The following is a 2841-nucleotide window of genomic DNA, read 5'->3' on the forward strand; positions in this document are numbered from 1 at the left end:
AACCAGACTAGAATCCAAAAGGGTTTAGGCTATAAAACGCCAAGACAGGTATGGTTTGACTTTTATCGTCAGGCTGCGTAACTAAAATCTCCCAAGTCAATGTCTACAGATTTGACAGCATAGGTCAGAATTATAACTTTATCCTCTTCTTTATTTAGAAATTGATCGGTTTTCGGATCTTTTAAATACATTTCGAAAACATTGGTTCTATCTTGAGCACCAATGAATAAGTTTTGTACTAAAAATCCTTTTTCTTCTGGATCACAAGCACCAGCCTTTAACTCTTCTTTAGAAATATGACCTTTACTGATAGGCTTCATTGGTAAATGTTTGAGGAAGTTAGTGCGTTGGTCATTCCAGTTATCATAATTTTTTAATCTATCAAAACGACTAGACTCTGCTCTACCACACCCTAAGCATATAAAATAGCCATGACCGTAAATTCCGCTGCTTTGGTGGAATACAAGGCCATCCTCATCTGTACGGAATGAACCAATATTGGGGGATATAAGAGGATGGAGACTGCCTTTCGCCTGAATTTTTGGGTCTTCCACAGGCACAAAGGACTGGTGCTCAATGCTATTGTGAGGAGCGGTATAATAGTCCACTCTGAATCCCATAGGTTCAACATAGGTAACGACGTCATGATTTAGTTTTTTTAAGGTATCTTCTTCATGAGATAGGCTGTTCTGGTTTTCCGGTGAGCCATTTCTAATAGTTGTTCCACAATTACTACAAGCTATATGTTTAGAGCTTGGATATACATCCATGGCACCACAGTTTTTACATCTAGCAAATAAATTTATGATTTGAGCGTCGTTACCACCTGTACTATAGTAACGGCTAAGCTCTAAACCAGCGGATTGATATACCAGTCCATCTACCGCAATTTCGTTACCTGGTGCATACTCTCTGATTGCAATAGCAATATCGCGTACAGGCTTACTAGCATGAGTACTTAAGTTGTCTATCCTTGAAGATAAGCTGACATCGACAGTGTTAGCTGAGTTCTTCTTCTTAGAGTCAGATTTGTCTGAATTTTCAGCGTATAAACTGTATATATCAAATTCGACTAAACCTGATGGAAAACCATAACGGGGTAAAAAATTGTGGCGTGCTAAATCTGAGAGTAGGTAACCACAGACAATACTGCGTATATCAAATATTAACTTAGATAAGTAGCTTGATTTTGAATCACTAAATGTGTGGTACTCCTCTATACGTCTAGCTACTCTATTTACTAAGTAGCTCTGAGCCTTAACCAAATCTAAAATACTTTTCTGAATTATTTGAGTTAGAGAAATACCTTCTAATGAACTAGCTTTACGAATGGTATCTATTTTATGCTGTATGCTTTGCCTATATTCAGATTTTCTATCAATTTGGATGAGATGTTGAAGCTTCTCAATAAAGATATAAGCAGGAGAGCTTTCAAATAAATTGCAGTATAGGTTCTTGTATAAGTCAGATTCACTTTCAAAGTTAAATTGAAGTAATTCATTGATTTCATTAACTAATAGATTATTTTTTATTTTATGACTGTCAGCATCTGGATCAAGAGCAGCCTTAATCGAAAACTTTACAAGGGCTTCAATATCTTTGAATCTTGTATCTTTCCAGTTGAAGAAGAAAAAACCTGAATTAAGTGTGAGAGCAGACTCATTCTCGGCTAATAGTTCAGGCAAGTAAGACGCCAATAAGTAAGCGTTAATGTGCCTCTGTACAATACGATCACTTTCAAGCGTGATATAAGGCGGCGATATTTGAGTATTAAATGCCCATAGCGTGTTATTAAATACCATTTGTTCGTGCGGATTATCTTTACATAGTGTAAAAGCTGTGGCGGTGCTTTCTCTACTCCGGCCGGCTCGACCAGTTCGCTGAAGGTAGTTTGCAGGATGAGGGGGTACGTTACTCATTGCAACGCTAGATATACCGCCAATATCGACACCCATCTCCATTGTAGTAGAGCAGTTTAAGATATTAATCTCACCTTCTTTAAATCTTTTTTCGTATTCTTTTAAATAAGTAGAGCTAAGCTGTGCAGAGTGCTCTTCTGTTACTATCGTATTTACACCTCGAATAACATCACTTGAGATATCACTCCATAAATTCTCTTTACGTAGCCTTTGAATCGTTTCATTGCTCTGGAGCCACTGCTCAGCTTCTCTTTTAAAGCGAGGCTCTCCAGGAGAAGGTATGAAAATTTCTATTTCTTCATGTCGGCATAAGTACTTCTCTTTTTTATCTACTAATTCTTTAATTTTTGAATGACGTGGAATATAAGGTGTAATCCCTTTAAATGTCTTGGGTAATAAACGGTTTGTAACTGGGCAGACCCAGACCTTTAATGGAATACTCAAAGAGGTGTTATTGAAGTTAAGCTGATAGACTTGTATACCGCCATCTATAGGTTTAGCAGTCAGTAAACCTACTCTAATAAGGTCTTTCCAGGCTCTCATTAAAATTGTATTAATTAAGTCCTGATTATAAGCTTCTGTTAAGTCTAAATTAGCAGCAAGTGCCAGTAAGCGTATTACACGTATGCTGTTATTAGGTGCATCAGTATTTATTTGCGCCCATTCACGGGTGGTATTACTGTCTCTCTTGTTTAGATTAAGCTCTGAATTAGGCTTAACGAGTTGTTTTATTTTGAAAAATCGCGTACTTAATGAATTGATTTTATTTTCACTAAGATCAAGGATGCGTTGCTCCGGTAATCCCCCCAATAAATAAGAACACTCATAAATAGAGAGTAACTGCTAGAATACATCAGCAGGAGAATCCTATGAAAAAGACACGCTTTAGCGACAACCAAATCGTCAACATCCTAAAACAAGC

General features: G+C 37.1%; 1 protein-coding gene. It reads right to left on the minus strand.

Annotated features, from left to right (window positions below):
* Positions 1-68 precede the first annotated feature (68 nt).
* The gene (locus NJD71_RS13430; protein WP_319052405.1) at positions 69-2729 is read right to left on the minus strand and encodes a helicase-related protein; all 2661 of its coding nucleotides are present in this window, start codon (positions 2727-2729) and stop codon (positions 69-71) included.
* Between the last annotated feature and the right edge of the window lie 112 nt (positions 2730-2841).

The sequence above is a fragment of the Psychrobacter sp. PP-21 genome (assembly GCF_033790785.1).
In the GTDB taxonomy this organism is placed as follows: domain Bacteria; phylum Pseudomonadota; class Gammaproteobacteria; order Pseudomonadales; family Moraxellaceae; genus Psychrobacter.